Below are 16,173 nucleotides of genomic sequence, written 5' to 3'. Positions count from 1 at the left end.
CCTCCACGTTTTTTTATGATGCCTAGGTCCAGCTCCGTGGCGATGGGCGCTCCAAAATTGCCTGCCGCCCGTTCAGGCTGAGAGGAGACTGCGGTTTTGGGCTTCAGAGGTTCGGCTGCAGCTGGAAGTACGGGTTTGGCCGGATTTTCCGGAAGGGCGGGAGCCTTATCCCCGGCGGCATGTTTTTCAGGGGGGATACCCTGCTCTTCGGAAGAGAGCGCCTGTTCCAGCAGAGAAGAAATTTCCTCTTTGAGAACTGCGGTATCCGACAGAGCGGGTGCGGAAGGCGCTGGACTTTGGGGTTGTGAAACAGGAACGGCTGCCGGAACCGGAGAAGCAGTCTTTGCGGCGGACTTTTTGGAGTCGGACTCCGGTTCGTTCGGCATGTCCGAATGGGCCGGATCACTTTGCATTTTGTTTCCAGTTTTCGGTTTGGCGTGCTTCTGCCGCTGCTGTTTCGGCACAGGAGGCTTCTTTTCCGATACGGTTTCGGGCAGGGAGGGCGCAGGCTCTGTCCCGACGGTATCGACCGTCTCCTCTTCATCGACAGGATTGATAAAGTTGCCGAATTCATCCATCAGCCTGCCGTCCCGAATATGCAGCGTACGGTGCGCGTGCTTGGCAATATCCGGCTCATGGGTGATCATCACAATGGTGACGCCCTCCTCGTTGAGCCGCCTAAAAATTTCCATAATCTGTTCGCCTGATTTGGTGTCGAGAGCGCCGGTAGGTTCGTCGGCCAGCAGGATTTTTGGATTATTGACGATGGCCCTGGCTATGGCAACCCGCTGGCATTGGCCGCCGGAGAGCTGGGTGGGCTTGAAGCCGGTGCGGTCTCCCAGGCCCACACGTTCCAGAGCGTGCCGGGCGATTTCCAGCCGCTCCTGTCTCTTGACTCCTGCGTACAGAAGGGGAAGCGCTACGTTTTCGAGGGCGGATTCCCTGGAAAGCAGGTAAAAACTCTGGAAGACGAAGCCGATGCTGTGCAGCCGGACCTCTGACATTTTGGAATCGTTGTTCTGAGAAATATTGACGCCCTCCAACAGGTAGTCTCCGGAGGTGGGGTTGTCGAGGCAGCCGATGATATTCATCAGGGTAGTCTTACCGGAGCCGGAAGGCCCCATGATGGCCACATATTCCCCTTCCTCCACGGATAGGGAAATATTTTTCAGAACGGGAACCTCGAGCTTGCCCTGCAGATAAGTTTTATAGATGTTTCTGAGCTCAAGCATCATCCCTCGAGTCCCTCCGTGTTCGCACCGTCGGCCGGGAAATTTTCGCCGTCTGCAGTGCCGTCCTCCTCCAAAACGGACTGAGCGCCTTCCTCAGAGGGCATATCCATGCCGCCTCCCTCCTCTTGGGGAATGGCGGCTCCACCGTCCATCCCACCTGCATCCATTCCGCCGGGAACGCCGTCTGTTCCACCGTTCTCATCAGTTCCGGGCAGCGATACGGAGGAATCCGTGGTAGTGGGCAATCCTTCTTTTAAAGTTTCATCGGGAAAGGCTATAAAATCCTGCTCATTGATTCCGCTCTCGATTTCATACATGTCGTTCTCGGTGTCATAATCGCCTAGGATGACGGTGCGCTTCTCCAGCTTATCTTTGCCGCTGCGCGCCCAGACAAAACTGCCGTTTTCATCGTGGGCCACATAAAATGCGGGCAGCCAGAGGCCGGTTTTTTGCGCGCTTTCTCCCAGATCCGGCTCAATGTATACATGCTGGCCCAGAATTAAGCCGTCCAGACTTTGCAGTGTTACATAAAAATTATATTTGGAGCTTTTCGCGGAACTGTCTCCGGATCCGGAATAATAGACGTTGCCGTTATTGGCGTTGGAGATAGGCTCAGAATCCACACTTTCCACGGTTCCGCTCCAGGTGATGTCGGGGTTTACACGGGAATGGACGACAACTGCCTGGCCCGCTGCCAGAGAGCCGCGGTTCATTTCCGTAACAGTGCCCTTCACCCGGAATTCGCCGCTTGACAGGATGCTGATAAAGGGAAGCTGCTGGCCGGTGGCATCTGTTTTGGGTGTGATATTCACTTCCTTGACGACACCTTCTACCTCGGACAGAACTTCAGCGTTCTCCAAGGAGTTTTTCAGCTTATCGATCTCGCTTTTTTTGACCGAGCTGTTGTATTCTGCGGTTTTGATCTGCAGTTCTACGGACTGAATCTGCACCGTATAGGAATACTGGTCGTCATCGCTGGCCTTTTTTTTCTCACTTTCCAAAGTGGATTTCTGGCTTTTCAGCGTGCTGATCTGGTTGGCAATCCCTTCGAGTTCCAGTTCCGCCTGAGAGAGGGAGAGCTGCATCTCCTCCGTGTCATAGCGGAAAAGGGGGTCTCCCACATGCACTTCATCGCCTTCGGCAATCAAAATTTCAGCTACGGTTTTGCTTTCATCCTTGTTGATCTTATAGGTTTTCTGCGGCTCCACAATGCCGGAATAACGTGGATTTGTCCCTGTGTCAAGCCCTACTATAGTGGAAACGGAGTTGACATAAACAGGAGTGGCGCCGGACAGGGTGACCAAATCCTTCAGCCAGAAAAACCAAAGGCAGAAGGCCGCAATGGCAACGGCAAGACAGATGGAAACGATGATGACCGGCTTTTTTTTATGCTTCATAGCGCTTAGCTCCTTGTATCGAAATAGGGACAATATTCTGTATCATTATAACTGATCCTGGAGCTAATAGCAACAAGTAAATCTTACAATTTCCCTGGTATTGAGCGCTTTGCCGCAGAGAACGCAGAATGCGGAAAAGGCTTGACAAATGGGCGAATAAGAGTATAATTCAAATCATATTAGTTTGGTAGGAAATATAGGGGCGGTTCCCCCGCCTGCGATGGCGCTATCAAGTCAGAGAGGAAGCGTAGATTATGGAAACAATAGCCCACGGAATTACGGAGCTGATAGGCTCTACCCCCATGTTGGAGCCGGTTCGTTTTACCCGGGCCTGCGGGTTGCAGGCCCAGCTGTTCGTGAAGCTGGAGGGGTTTAACCCGGCAGGCAGCGCAAAGGACCGGATCGCCCGGGCCATGATTGAAGAGGCGGAAAAGAACGGACAGCTGAAGCCCGGTTCCGTCATCATTGAACCGACCTCAGGGAATACGGGAATCGGCCTGGCTGCGGTGGCCACGTCTAAAGGATACCGCCTGATCCTCACCATGCCGGAGACGATGAGTGTGGAACGCAGAAACCTGTTGAAAGCCTATGGGGCACAGATCGTCCTGACCAGCGGTTCCGAGGGGATGGCCGGCGCGATTCGGAAGGCGGAAGAACTGAAGGCGCAGACGCCTAACAGCTTTATTCCCGGCCAGTTTGACAATCCGGCCAATCCGCAGGCGCATTTTGAAACTACAGGGCCGGAAATTTGGAAGCAGACAGAGGGCAGGGTGGACCTGTTTGTTGCCGGAGTAGGCACAGGCGGAACGCTGACGGGGGTCGGCCGTTATCTGAAGTCCAAGAATCCCCAGATCCGGTTGGCGGCTGTGGAACCTGCCGGTTCCCCGGTGCTCTCTCAAGGGAGGAGCGGCCCTCATGGGATTCAGGGAATCGGCGCCGGTTTTGTGCCTAAGGTACTGGATACCTCCCTCTGCGAAGAAGTGGTGCAGGTTTCTGATGAAGACGCGTATGAGATGGGACGTAAATTCGCAGCCTGCGAGGGAATTCTGGTAGGCATCTCATCCGGGGCAGCCCTAAGCGCTGCGGTCTGTCTGGCAGCCAAACCGGAATACTGCGGGAAAACCATTGTGGCGCTGCTGCCGGATACCGGGGACCGCTATCTTTCTACCCCGCTTTTTTCCGGAGAATAAACAGTATTTCCCCGGCATATGGCAAAAGTAAACGGCGCATGGTTGATTGCCATGCGCCGTTTTTTTGCAAATTGAGGTCTTACATTCCGTGATTGCCGACCGAAGAAACCGCCGCTTTTACCATTCGTCATCCCAGTCATCATACCCAAATTCTTCCTCTTCATAGGCCCAGCCGTCCAGACTGTAGCTGCTCTCAGCCTCCTGTACCTGTTCGGCGGAAAGCAGGACGCCTTCCTCATCCCGCAGGACAGGATACCGGGTGATAAATTCCAGATCCCAGGAGAGTTCGTCAAGTTCATACCGGCTGATTTCCCGGGACCAGGAGATCAGGCAATCTTCATAATCTGCATTCACTTCGGCAACCTTGACATACTCGTCGGTTTTTTCCGCCACCACCATAGAGTGCTCATATTCATTCAGGCGTATCTGATCCCCGACACGCAGCTGATCGTAATCATAAAAGTAATGGAGAGGGGCGTCCTTCCCAAATACCTGATCGCTGAGAAAACTGGCAAACCCGAGGCATTGGCAAAGATAGCCATATTGGGGAAAGAGGTTGAGCGTAGCGCCGTCGTAGAAATTGCAATAGAGCTCTCCGTAAATGCTGTGCTCACAGGGTTCGTCGGTCACCGACCATGGATCGCCTTCCCCGAAAGGTAGATCTGTACCCATATGGTTCCAGTATTTCCCCTCCGGCAATTTTTCACGCAGCAGGGCAAACTTCTGCTTTACCGCCTCTTCCGCGGCATTGGTTGATTGGAGCTCTCCATTTTTTTTCAGTTGAATGTCGCCGGTATACACATAGCCCTGCTGTCCGTTTTCATCGGCAACGGCATACCAAAGCGCAAAGCTTTCACAAGTCACGTAAACCGTCTCCCCAGCGGCAAGTACGGAAAGCCGGTCGCTGTATTCGCTGGCTTTGGAAAAGAGAGGGGTTTCCCGCATAGTCACCCCTTCGTCAAGAACACGGATTTCTCCCGAAGAGTCCGCTGTGGAAGAAGTGCCGGAAGCCCCTTCCGCTGTTTTATGACTGACGTAATCAATCAGCGGGGCTGAATCTTTCCCGGCAGTACGGCGGGCGTTCCCTGTTTCCGATTCGGAAACAGCGGTAAGCTCCTGCTGCGGAGAAGCTTCCTGCGAAGTTTCTTCTGCGCCCGCAGAACAGGCGGCAAGAAAAGCTGCGGTAAATACCGCTGCCAGGAAATATACCAGGTATCGAATTTGTCTCTTCATTGGAATTCACCGCGTTTCAATGGGAACAGACCAATTTCAGGTCACCTGAAAATTGCTTTCCTCATCTGTAATATACTGATTTATTTTATGTTTTATGGCAAATTGAAATCGAAAAGGTTTCTCTGAATCCAAGGTGATTTTATAACAAAATTGTAACCGTGTCAAACAAAATTCATCTGCAGCCGACAATTTTCGCAGCAGCCAGGCAATAAGCTCAACTTGCGTGCCGAAACGGTTTGCGCTATAATAACCGCGCAGGCCGGGTTTCGCTTGAGATGAGTCTACAGCCGGAACCTGAAAAAAACCTGAAAGAAATGATGGAGATACTGATGGCAAAAAAATATTATGCGGTCCGAGCGGGAAGAACCACAGGGATCTTTACAACATGGGATGACTGCAGGGCGCAGGTAATTGGATTTAAAGGCGCGGAATACAAAAGCTTTCCCACCATGCAGGAGGCGCAGGACTTTTTAAATAGAACCGCGTTGGAAAAGCCGAAGCCCGACGGGCCTTCGGAGGGACAACCCCCGCCGGAAGAACAGGACAAAGCTGTGGCTTATGTGGACGGCAGCTATAATTCTCATACCCGGGAGTTTTCCTGCGGGGCCGTGCTTTTTTACAGGGGGGAAAAAATTCTGTTCTCAAAGAAATATAATGACTCCCAGCTTGCGGAAATGCATAATGTGGCCGGGGAAATCAAAGGAGCAGAAGAGGTGATCCGACACTGTCTGGAGCACGAAATCCCGGCACTGGAAATCCACCATGACTATGAAGGGGTGGGAAAATGGGCGCAAGGGGTCTGGAAGGCCAATAAACCGGGAACGCAGGCCTACGCGGCTTTCTGCCGGGAAGCAGGTAAACGCCTGCCTGTAACTTTTGTAAAAGTGAAAGGGCATTCCGGAGATGTGTATAACGATTTGGCCGACCAGTTGGCCAAAAAGGCGCTGGGATTGGCGTAGCATTCCCTTTCAGGATTTATTTTACATCCAATTTATGTCAAAAATATGACGGTAGAAGAAGGGCTGCAGCATTTTTTGCCGCAGCCCTTCTCGATATGGATTTTGCCTACAGGAGGAAAGCCGGGAAATCCCTGCAGCAGGAGTCTCGCAGGCTTGGGCCTTCAGCAGGATGCCTTCACAGCCTGTTCCAAGCGCTCCAAACCGGCTTTGAGCACCCATTTTGGACAGGCCAGGTTTAGGCGTTCAAAGCCTTCGCCGCCCTCCCCGAAAATATAACCTTCGTCCAAAAACAGCTCGGCCTTCTGAACCATCAGCTCCTCCAGCTCCTTGCTGTTCTTTCCCAAAGCGGTGCAGTCCAGCCACATGAGATAGGTTCCCTGCAGTTCGATGGGCTTGATCATGGGCAGCCGCTCCTTCAAATACGCGGAGGCAAACTTGAAGTTGTCCCAGATAACCTGCAGCATTTCCTCCATCCAGCCCTTCCCCAGGGTATAGGCCAGCCTGCAGGCTTCAAATCCCAGGGCGTTCATGCTCTCCACACAGTATTTCTCCTTAATAGCCAGGAATTTCTTCCGGTCCTCTTCGCCGGGAAGGATAATATTGGAGGTCTGCATGGCAGCCAGGTTAAATGTTTTGCTGGGCGCAGTGCATACAATGAGATTGTCTCCGAACTCGCCGGCCATAGGGAAGGGCGTGTGGGTGTGGCCTGGCATAACAATGTCCCAATGAATTTCGTCGCTGATGATTTTTACGCCGTGCCTGAGGCAGATTTCGCCCACCCGATGCAGTTCCTCCGGGCTCCAGACGCGCCCTACCGGGTTGTGTGGGCTGCAGAAAATCAGCAGTTTGCTGTCGCTTTCCGAGGCAACCTTTTCCAGAAGTTCAAAATTGATGGAATAGGCGCCGTTCTCATACACCAGCGGACAGGTCTTCACATGGCAGCCGTTGGTTTTAACGGCGCCGTAGAAGGGGTAATAGACAGGCGGCATGACAATGATGCCGTCTCCTGCTTCACAAAGCGCGGCCACCAGCATAAACAGGGCGGGGACCACGCCGGGGGAACAGACGATGTGAGCGGGGTCCACGGTCCACCCATGCTGCTCCTTGATCCAGGAGCAGACGGCGGCATAATAGGCTTCAGTGGGGTGCGTATAGCCCAGAATATGGGTGTCCAGATATTCCTTCAGTCCAGCTACGATTTCCGGCGCATTTTTGAATTCCATGTCGGCCACGGAGAAGGGGACGACGCCCGGGGTCAGGTCGGCTTTCTTTTCCCGCATGCCGTCCCATTTTCCGGATCCGCATCGGGAACGGTCGATCAGGGTTTCAAAATCATACTTCATAGAGTAATTCCTCCAAAAAACAAGATGATAATACTGGAAATGTGACGGGTTTTGCCGAAATCATTATCGTCCTCTTTTTTGGGTTTGTCAACAGCCGTCCAGAGTTATGCGCCGTTTTGGAAATTTTGCTGGCAGAAGGCAGTCCAGCGGTGCCTCCAAAAGAAAAGAGGGACGCTTCCACTGGAAATGAAAAAGATCCCGCCGTTCCGGTTTTATTTGGAACCGGTACAGCGGGATCTCTTCCTGTTTCCGACAAAGAAAGCGGATAGACGAATGGAATCAAGCTTTTTTACTCTGCTCCTTATTTTTCTTTGCCGCAGTTTTTTTGGCAGGCGGGTTCAAGCCGCTTTTTTTGCAGAATTCCTGCATGCAGCAGTTTTCGCACATAGCTTTCCGGGCGGTGCACACGGCTCTGCCGTGCAGCACCAGCCGGTGGCAGAAATCGTTGGATTCCTCCGGCGGCAGTACGGCGCGCAGGTCATCTTCTACCTTTGCGGGCGCAGTGTTTTTTGTCAGTCCCAGTCTGCCTGTGATGCGGATGCAGTGGGTATCCGTCACCACGGCGGGCTTTCCGTAGATATCACCCACCACCAGGTTGGCGGTTTTTCTGCCCACGCCCGGCAGGCGGGTCAGTTCCTCGATGGTGTCCGGCACTCTGCCGCCGAATTCATCCCGGATCATCCGGCAGGCAGCCAGGATGTCCTTGGATTTTATTTTATAGAAGCCGCAGGAATGGATCAGCTCCCCAATTTCCTCTTCCGTGCCCTCGCAGAAAGCCTCCAGCGTGGGAAAACGGGCGAAGAGCGCCGGGGTCACCAGATTTACCCGGGCGTCGGTGCATTGGGCGGAAAGCCTGGTGGAGATGAGCAGCTGAAGCGGGTCCTGGTATTCCAGGGAGCAAATGGCATCGGGATACTCTTTTTTCAGGGCTTCCACAGCCAACAGGGCCAATTCTTTCTTTGTCATAGGGAAGTACCTCTCTTTCATTTCCTTGAATCGGGCGCATATCTATTGAGTTGAACGGTAAACCGGACCCTTGAGGCACACGCGTGCGTGAGGACTGCGGCAGCACAAGGCAGGGCGCTGCTTTCGGCAGAGGAAACGGCGGCCATGATTTTTTACGATATCTCATTTTACAACAATTTTCGTATATTGACAAGCCGGACGGGGCGTGTGACAATAACAGGAAAGAATTGATTTTTTGAAAAAAGGGGGGGAGGCTTTGTGACTTCTGCGGCACTGCAGTGGATCGCCGTACTCGCTATGGCTGTGGATCATGTGGGATATCTCCTGTTCCCGGAAATTCCGCTTCTCCGGGCCTTTGGGCGGATTTCTTTTCCCATCTTTTCTTTTTTGCTGGCGGAGGGCTTCCGCCACACGTCGGATCGAAAAAAATACGCGCTTCGCCTGGCTGTGTTCGCTGTGCTTTCTGAGCTGCCCTATGAGCTCTTCCTGTACGGCCCCGAAAGGCTCGGCACTCTCTTTCCCATGAAAAACATCCTGTTTTCCCTGCTGCTGGCCTTTGGAGCGCTGTGGTGTGCGGAGCGGGGCGGGGGATTTTTCTTCGGCGCCGCCCTGCTGGCTTTAGGGGCGGAGCTGGGCGGCTTCAGCTATGGCGCATACGGCGTGGCGCTGCCTCTCTGTTTCTATTTCTGCAGCCGGGCCTTCCTCGGGGAGGAAAAAAATGAAGATGCCGGGTGGAAACGGGGGCTGTTGGCAGCTGCGCTTCTTACAGCCTGCACAGTCCTCTACTGCGCGGCGCACGGCAGCATGTTCCAGATCTGGGCGGTGTTTGCCGCCGTACCGCTGTTTTTCTACAACGGGAAAAGGGGAAGGAGGATGCCCCGGTATTTCTTCTATGTGTTTTATCCAGCCCATCTGTTGTTTCTGGTTCTGCTCAATGTCCTGGTCCTGCCGTAAAATTTCCGCTCTGTGTTGCCATCAGAGGGCGTTTGCGGTATAATAATCATATCGATTCAGCACTGTAATCCAGGAATGGATGAAAGCAACTCCGTCGCTGTGCGGGGAAGAAAGGATGTTTTACAAATGTTTAACGATCTGATGGATACCATTGGCTTCGTGACAGGTAAGGATGAGGCTGTGGGCGAAGCCATGCAGAAGGAATTTGCCCGCCAGCAGAGAAACATCGAGCTGATTGCCTCGGAGAATATTGTATCTCCTGCGGTGATGGCCGCCATGGGCACTGTGCTCACCAACAAATATGCGGAGGGATATCCTGGAAAGCGTTATTATGGCGGCTGCCAGTGCGTGGACGTCGTAGAGAACATCGCCCGGGAGAGAGCGTGTAAACTGTTCGGCGCCGAGCATGCCAACGTACAGCCTCACTCCGGTGCGCAGGCCAATCTGGCCGTTTACTTTGCGCTGCTTCAGCCAGGCGACACGGTCATGGGCATGAATCTGGCGGAGGGCGGACATCTCACCCACGGTTCGCCGGTCAATATGTCGGGCGCGCTGTATCATTTTGTGGCTTATGGCGTAGACCCGGAAACGGGCTGTATTGATTATGATAAGCTGATGGAACAGGCTATGGAGGTCAAGCCCAAGATGATCGTGGCAGGCGCCAGCGCCTACCCCAGAGCCATTGATTTCAAGAAATTCCGGGAGATTTGCGATGCCTGCGGCGCCTATCTCATGGTGGATATGGCCCACATTGCCGGTCTGGTGGCCTCCGGCTGCCACCAGAATCCTGTGCCCTATGCGGAAGTGGTCACCACCACCACCCACAAGACGCTGCGCGGTCCCCGGGGCGGCATGATTCTCTGCCGGGAAGAATTTGCCAAGCAGATCGACAAGGCCATTTTCCCCGGTACCCAGGGCGGCCCGCTGATGCACGTCATCGCCGCAAAGGCGGTGTGCCTGGGCGAGGCGCTGCAACCTGAGTTCCAGGAGTACGGCCGGCAGATCATCAGCAATGCGCAGGCTTTGGCAAACGGGCTTCTGAAGCGCGGGGTTAAGCTGGTTTCCGGCGGTACGGATAACCACCTGATGCTCGTCGACCTTTCCGACTCTGAGCTGACCGGCAAAGAATTGGAGAGGAGACTGGACGATGTTTATATCACCGCCAACAAGAACACGGTTCCCGGTGAAAAACGCAGTCCCTTCACCACCAGCGGCGTGCGGTTGGGCACGCCTGCCGTCACCACCCGGGGCCTGAAGGAAGAGGATATGGATGTGATCGCCGAATGCATCAGCAGAAGCATGCGGGACGATTTCGAAGAGAATATTGGGGCCATCCGTGAACTGGTGGACTCTGTGTGCAGAAAATATCCACTGTATCAATAAAGAAATCCTGTTATGTCTATGCCGGGATGCAGAATGAAGGTTTTCGTTTTGCATCCCGGCTTCTTTCTGAAAAAATCGCAAACAAACGTTTGCGATTTTTGACGAAAGATGATATGATAGAATCAGAAAAGGAAAAATACGCTTTGGAAAAGGCGAAAGGTTTGGGGGGATTTCGGTGCCGGCTCCGCTTGCGGATCGCATACGTCCAGCCATTCTCGACGAGGTGGTGGGCCAAAAGCATATATTGGGACCCGGCCGGGCGCTGAGGAAGATCATCGATTCAGGGGAAATCCCCAATATGGTGTTCTACGGCCCTTCGGGTGTTGGGAAGACGACGGTTGCCTCCATTATCGCAAAGAATACGGAGCGGCATCTGGTGAAGCTCAACGGCACCACCGCCTCCACGGCGGATATCAAGGACGCGGTGGCCCGCATCGACACCTTCGAAGGGATTAACGGCATTCTGCTGTACCTGGATGAGATCCAGTATTTTAACAAGAAACAGCAGCAGACCCTGTTGGAATTCATTGAAAACGGCAGCATCACGCTGATCGCCTCCACCACGGAAAACCCCTATTTCTATGTGTATAACGCCATTCTCAGCCGTTCCACCGTGTTTGAATTTAAGCCTGTGGAGCAAACTGAGATTGAAAAGGCGGTAGAGCGGGCTTTTTCCATTCTGTCGGTGGAAAGACAGCAGGACATTGTACCTGAGGAGGGCGTTTGCCGCCATATTTCTTTTGCCTGCGGCGGCGATGTGCGCAAGGCCATGAACGCCGCGGAGCTCTGTACCCTGGCCTGCGACGGCGGGGAGGAAGAAATCCGGATCACCCTGGAAAGCGCAAGGGAGCTGACCCAGAAAAGCGCCCTGCGGTATGACAAAGGGGGAGACGAGCATTACGATATCCTGTCCGCGTTTCAAAAATCCATGCGCGGTTCGGACCCGGATGCGGCGCTGCACTATCTGGGACGGCTGCTGGAAGCGGGCGATCTGCCCTCCGCCTGCAGAAGGCTTCTGGTCTGTGCCTGTGAGGATGTGGGTCTGGCCTGGCCGCAGATCATCCCCATTGTGAAAGCTGCCGTGGATACCGCCTTGATGGTGGGCCTGCCGGAAGCACGGATTCCACTGGCGGACGCGGTGGTGCTGACCAGCACCGCACCCAAGTCCAATTCCGCCTACACAGCGCTGGACAGGGCGATAGAGGACATTCGGAAGGGAAAAGCGGGCAGTATTCCGAGAAATCTGCAGAATAAACACTATGACGGGGAGGACGTGCAGAAAAAGGGGCAGTTTTACCAGTACCCCCACGAAGCCCCTTACCATTGGCTGCCGCAGCAGTATCTGCCGGACGCGCTGCTGGGGGTCCGGTATTATGAATTCGGAGACAATAAAAACGAACAAAGTTTCAAAGCATATTGGGACAAAATCAAGAATATTTGAAAGCTTGTTCCGATATGATAGAGTGAGCGATAAAAAAACGGAGGTATTGGAACGTGAAACCACAGGTTCTCAGCAATCTTTCTTATGGCATATACGCAATCGGCACAAAGGACGCCAAAAGACCCAATGCCTGCATTGTGAATACCGTGATGCAGATTTCTAAAGCCACCCCATCTGACGCGCCTCTGGTGGCGTTGAGCATGAATCGGGAAAACTACAGCTGCGAGTGTATCGAGAAGAGTGGCGTCTTTTCCATTTCCGTGCTCTCTGAAGCTACCCCGGCCACGGTAATCGGCGCTTTGGGACTCGTGTCCGGTAGAAAGACGGATAAGCTGGAAAATGTCCGCCACAAGGTGCTGCTGGAAGGTGTGCCCGTCATCAAGGAGAACACCTGCTGCTGGTTTCTGTGCCAGGTGAAGGAACAGGTGCAGCTGGCGGGACAGACTGTATTTTTGGCCGAGGTTGTGGCAGGCAGCGACGTATCGGTGGGAACACCTATGACCTATCGTTACTATGTGGAAAAACTGGGCGGCGCCTCCCCGAGAAAATCGCCCACCTATCTTCCGCCGGAGCTGACTTTCGACAAGAGCAGCGGGGAAAGCTTTGTCTGTTCGGTGTGCGGCTATGTATACAGCGACCCGAATTTTGGGTTTGAAGAGCTGCCTCACGACTGGACCTGCCCCATCTGTAAGATGCCGAAGAAGGCCTTTGTGAGAAAAAAATAAGCGGGATAAATTTTGCAGAAAAGAAAACCAGATTCGGTCGCGATAGTTGTACTTCCAGGGAGAAGATCCAAGGTCTTCGATTGATATGATACCCCTTAACTTATACTTACATTATTTGACGGGGGCGGATCAATTGACCGAGGCTCTTTTTGGCATTATCATCCAGTTTCAGGAGAAGGAAAAAGGATTGTGCGGGAATAACAGAAGAATGAATGCTGGTATTTGTTTTGTGAAAGAGTGAGAATTTTGAAAGATATTCCAATGGCAACTAAGTTTCAAGACATTCAGCCCATCAAAAAGGGTATGTCAAGTGATGAAAAATACTTTGTCACTGCCCAAAATGGGGAGCATTTTTTATTGCGGTTAGCGGAATATAAAGAATTTGATAGAAAAAAAGCTGAATACGAATTGATGAAAAAACTTTTCCATTTGAATATTCCAATGCCGTCGCCAATAGACTTTGGAGTTTGCAATAACGAATCGAGTGTATATACTTTATTGTCCTGGATAGACGGAGAAGAAGCTGAAATTGCTATACCCAAATTATCCAAAGAGAAACAATATGAATTAGGGAAAGAATCGGGAAGGATACTGCAAAGAATCCATACTCTCAATGCACCGGAAAATACTGAAGACTGGGAGACGCGGTATTTTTCAACCATGGATAAAAGACTGGAAGCATTTCGCAGGGAAGGTATCCTGTTTGAGGGAAACGATATTATTTTAAACTACATTGACACCAATAGGCATATGCTTCAAAAACGGCCGCAGTGTTATCATCATGGCGACTATCATTTAGGGAATCTCATTCAATCAAAAAGCGGGCAGCTTTTTGTTATAGATTGGCATACTGTTGATTTTGAGAATTACGGAGACCCATGGTATGAGTTTAATCGAATCGGTATGGAATATCCTTATTTTGCATCCGGTCAAATTGACGGTTATTTTGACAATCATGTTCCCGAGGATTTTTGGAAACTTCTTGCATATTATCTTTCTGCCAGTGCAATCACTTCGATTGTATGGTCCAAATATTTTGCGCCGGATAGACTCTCTTCCATTTTAGAATTAAATCAAAATGTCTTAAAGTGGTTTGATCATATGAATAGCACTGTCCCGACATGGTATACCCAAGTGAAATAAGTTTGTAATCACATAAGGCGGCACTAGCAAAAGAATAAAAACAAAGCATTTATTCGGTTTTCTTACCTGTTTTCAGCCCGGCTGGTCCGGTTCAGGGCTTCTGAAAGAACAATAAACGGATTTGTAAGCTTTCGCCTTGTGCATGCAGCGGCTGTGTACAAGGGGGAGGCTTCGTAGAGGTATGGAGGAAGACAAGAAAGCGCCGGCACTGTCAAAGGACAGAGCCGGCGCTTTCTTTCTGCCGGGCCGCAGCAGGGGAACGGCATTTTTCAGGACGATTTTTCCCGGAGATAATCGGAAATTTCCTCCATGAAATAGGAACCGTAATGCTCCAGCTTTTTTTCGCCGACGCCGGAAACCTGCAGAAATTCTTCCGAGGTTTCCGGAAGGCGGATACACATGTCTTCCAGGGAAGCGTTGGAGAAGATCACATAAGAGGGGATGTGCTGTTCGGCGGCCAATCTGGCGCGCAGATTCCTGAGCCGTTCGAACAGGACGGGGTCATGCGTGCCAGGCGCGGTCTGCGCGGGAGCAGGAGCCGCCGTCTGCATCTTTTTCCGGGGTTTTGCCTCTTCCGGCAGCTTCATCCGGATGACGGCGTCCCCCTGCAGCAGCTCTGCACTTTTGGAGCCCAGCCCCAAGACGGGATAATCACCGGCGGTGAGGGAAAGGTATCCTTCCATCACCATGAATTGGACGATTTCCCGAAGCCGGGATTCCTTGAGGTGAGCCAGCGACCCGTGCAGGGAAAGCCGTGTGAGCCCCAGCCGCTGCACCCGTTCGTTTTTGCTGCCCCGCAGCACGTCGCATACCAGCTTGACCCCGTACCGTTCGTTTAAATCCTTGACGCAGGTACAGACGGTTTTGGCAGGTTCCGTCACGTCCTCCTCCCGGAACAGGTGATTGCAGTTATAGCAGTTGCCGCAGTACCCTGCTGAACTGCGTTCTCCGAAATAGCGCAGGATATATTCTCTCAGGCAGCCGGTAGTATGGCAGTAGAAGGTCATGGCTTTCAGCCGTTCTTCCGTCTGCTGCAGTACCAGGGCTCTGTCTTCTTCGTTCAGCTGTTCGTTTTCTTCTGCGTGGGAGGAGAGGAAGCGGTTGGTGATTACGTCCTGGCCGCTGTAGAGCAGGATGCAGTCTGCCGGAGCGCCGTCGCGTCCGGCCCTGCCTGCCTCCTGGTAGTAGCTTTCCAGATCCTTCGGCATGTTGTAATGGATAACGAAGGAGACGTTGGACTTGTCAATTCCCATACCGAAGGCGTTGGTGGCGACTATGATGGGCGTGCGGTCGTAGAGAAAGCTTTCCTGGCTGCTCTGCCGTTCCTCATCGGAAAGCCCGGCGTGGTAACGCACGGCGGCATATCCCCTCTGAATCAGGGCGCTGCACACCTCTTCCACCGCCTTGCGGGTAGAGCAGTAGATGACGCCGCTTTTTCCAGGATGCTCCTCCAGTATGCGAAACGTTTCAGCAAGTTTGTCCTTGGGATGCCGGACCTCAAAATATAGATTCTGGCGGTTGAAGCCGGTCAGCATCACAGTGGGATTCTGCAGGGCGAGCAGCTGAAGGATATCCTCCCGGACCTTTGGGGTGGCGGTTGCAGTGAAAGCCGACACCACCGGACGTTTCGGCAGCTGCCGGATGAATTCCGGGATGCTGAGATAGCTCGGGCGGAAATCCTGACCCCATTGAGAGACGCAGTGAGCTTCGTCTATGGTGACCATGGAAATATCGGCGTGTGCCGCAAAGTCGAGAAATTCCGGAGTCAAAAGCCTTTCCGGGGCCACATAAATGAGTTTGTAGACGCCTGCTTTTGCGTTGCGCAGGGCCGCCCGGTATTGGGAATAGGTCAAAGAGCTGTTCAGGTAGGCGCCGCGTACGCCGTTTTGTACCAGAGAGTTTACCTGATCCTTCATTAGGGAAATCAACGGGGAAACCACCAGGGTAATGCCCGGAAACAGCAGCGCGGGAATCTGAAAACAGAGAGATTTTCCGGCGCCGGTGGGCATGACGCCCACTGCGTCACATCCGGAAAGAATGGCGTCAATCAGGGATTCCTGACCTTCACGAAAGGATGAGTAACCAAAAAAACGGTGTAAAATTTCAAGCTTAGTCATGTCGTTTTCCCTCACTTTATTACTAGTGGAATTATAACGCTATTTCCAAAATTTGGCAATTCCCAACAGGAATCCCCTTGCGGGTATTCC

General features: G+C 52.6%; 12 protein-coding genes and 1 pseudogene. 7 read left to right on the top strand and 6 right to left on the bottom strand.

Going from position 1 to position 16,173, the window contains the following annotated elements; translation table 11 throughout:
- Positions 1-533: 533 nt before the first annotated feature.
- Both BN3911_RS17855 and BN3911_RS13725 read right to left on the bottom strand, forming a co-directional pair.
- A pseudogene (locus BN3911_RS17855) lies at positions 534-1,235 on the bottom strand (ABC transporter ATP-binding protein); the annotation flags it as partial.
- The gene (locus BN3911_RS13725; protein ID WP_066866602.1) at positions 1,232-2,629 is read right to left on the bottom strand and encodes an efflux RND transporter periplasmic adaptor subunit; all 1,398 of its coding nucleotides are present in this window, start codon (positions 2,627-2,629) and stop codon (positions 1,232-1,234) included. The pseudogene BN3911_RS17855 and the gene BN3911_RS13725, both read right to left, overlap by 4 nt.
- 254 nt (positions 2,630-2,883) lie before the next feature.
- Here BN3911_RS13725 and cysK point away from each other — a divergent pair, with 254 nt between their 5' ends.
- Positions 2,884-3,819 carry a cysteine synthase A gene (gene cysK, locus BN3911_RS13720; protein ID WP_066866599.1) on the top strand — a complete coding sequence of 312 codons (936 nt, stop codon included), beginning with the start codon at positions 2,884-2,886 and terminating at the stop codon, positions 3,817-3,819.
- Positions 3,820-3,936: 117 nt separating this feature from the next.
- Here cysK and BN3911_RS13715 read toward each other — a convergent pair whose 3' ends face one another.
- Complete coding sequence (locus BN3911_RS13715) at positions 3,937-5,052, bottom strand: SH3 domain-containing protein (protein WP_066866598.1); 1,116 nt, start codon at positions 5,050-5,052, stop codon at positions 3,937-3,939.
- 329 nt (positions 5,053-5,381) lie between these two features.
- Between BN3911_RS13715 and BN3911_RS13710 the strand changes: the two genes are divergently transcribed.
- Positions 5,382-6,011: a ribonuclease H1 domain-containing protein gene (locus BN3911_RS13710; RefSeq protein ID WP_178354386.1), complete on the top strand. Its 630-nt coding sequence runs from the start codon at positions 5,382-5,384 to the stop codon at positions 6,009-6,011.
- Between the two features lie 161 nt (positions 6,012-6,172).
- On the opposite strand, the gene BN3911_RS13705 is transcribed toward BN3911_RS13710, so the two are convergent.
- Positions 6,173-7,354, bottom strand: coding sequence for a MalY/PatB family protein (locus tag BN3911_RS13705; protein WP_066866596.1), 1,182 nt, complete (start codon positions 7,352-7,354; stop codon positions 6,173-6,175).
- A gap of 279 nt (positions 7,355-7,633) precedes the next feature.
- The gene (gene nth / locus BN3911_RS13695) at positions 7,634-8,320 is read right to left on the bottom strand and encodes an endonuclease III (protein ID WP_066866591.1); all 687 of its coding nucleotides are present in this window, start codon (positions 8,318-8,320) and stop codon (positions 7,634-7,636) included.
- A 258-nt stretch (positions 8,321-8,578) separates the two neighbouring features.
- Between nth and BN3911_RS13690 the strand changes: the two genes are divergently transcribed.
- The 5 genes from BN3911_RS13690 to BN3911_RS13665 all read left to right on the top strand — a co-directional run bounded on the left by BN3911_RS13690 (position 8,579) and on the right by BN3911_RS13665 (position 13,966).
- On the top strand, positions 8,579-9,274 hold the full coding sequence (locus BN3911_RS13690; protein WP_066866586.1) for a TraX family protein: 696 nt from the start codon (positions 8,579-8,581) through the stop codon (positions 9,272-9,274).
- A 126-nt stretch (positions 9,275-9,400) separates the two neighbouring features.
- Positions 9,401-10,657, top strand: coding sequence for a serine hydroxymethyltransferase (locus BN3911_RS13685; protein WP_066866584.1), 1,257 nt, complete (start codon positions 9,401-9,403; stop codon positions 10,655-10,657).
- A gap of 175 nt (positions 10,658-10,832) precedes the next feature.
- Positions 10,833-12,098: a replication-associated recombination protein A gene (locus BN3911_RS13680; protein WP_066866582.1), complete on the top strand. Its 1,266-nt coding sequence runs from the start codon at positions 10,833-10,835 to the stop codon at positions 12,096-12,098.
- A 53-nt stretch (positions 12,099-12,151) separates the two neighbouring features.
- Positions 12,152-12,823, top strand: coding sequence for a flavin reductase (locus tag BN3911_RS13675; RefSeq protein ID WP_066866580.1), 672 nt, complete (start codon positions 12,152-12,154; stop codon positions 12,821-12,823).
- Between the two features lie 246 nt (positions 12,824-13,069).
- Positions 13,070-13,966, top strand: a complete 897-nt coding sequence (locus BN3911_RS13665) for a phosphotransferase family protein (protein WP_066866577.1) — start codon at positions 13,070-13,072, stop codon at positions 13,964-13,966.
- Positions 13,967-14,235: 269 nt separating this feature from the next.
- Here the strand turns inward: BN3911_RS13665 and recQ are convergent, their stop codons facing one another.
- Positions 14,236-16,083 (bottom strand): DNA helicase RecQ, encoded by a 1,848-nt coding sequence (recQ, locus tag BN3911_RS13655; RefSeq protein WP_066866573.1) that lies wholly within the window; start codon positions 16,081-16,083, stop codon positions 14,236-14,238.
- Positions 16,084-16,173 lie beyond the last annotated feature (90 nt).

This window comes from Neglectibacter timonensis (genome assembly GCF_900048895.1).
Taxonomy (GTDB): domain Bacteria; phylum Bacillota; class Clostridia; order Oscillospirales; family Acutalibacteraceae; genus Acutalibacter; species Acutalibacter timonensis.
Note: the sequence above shows the minus strand (reverse complement) of the source record. Positions and strands in the feature narration are given on the sequence as shown.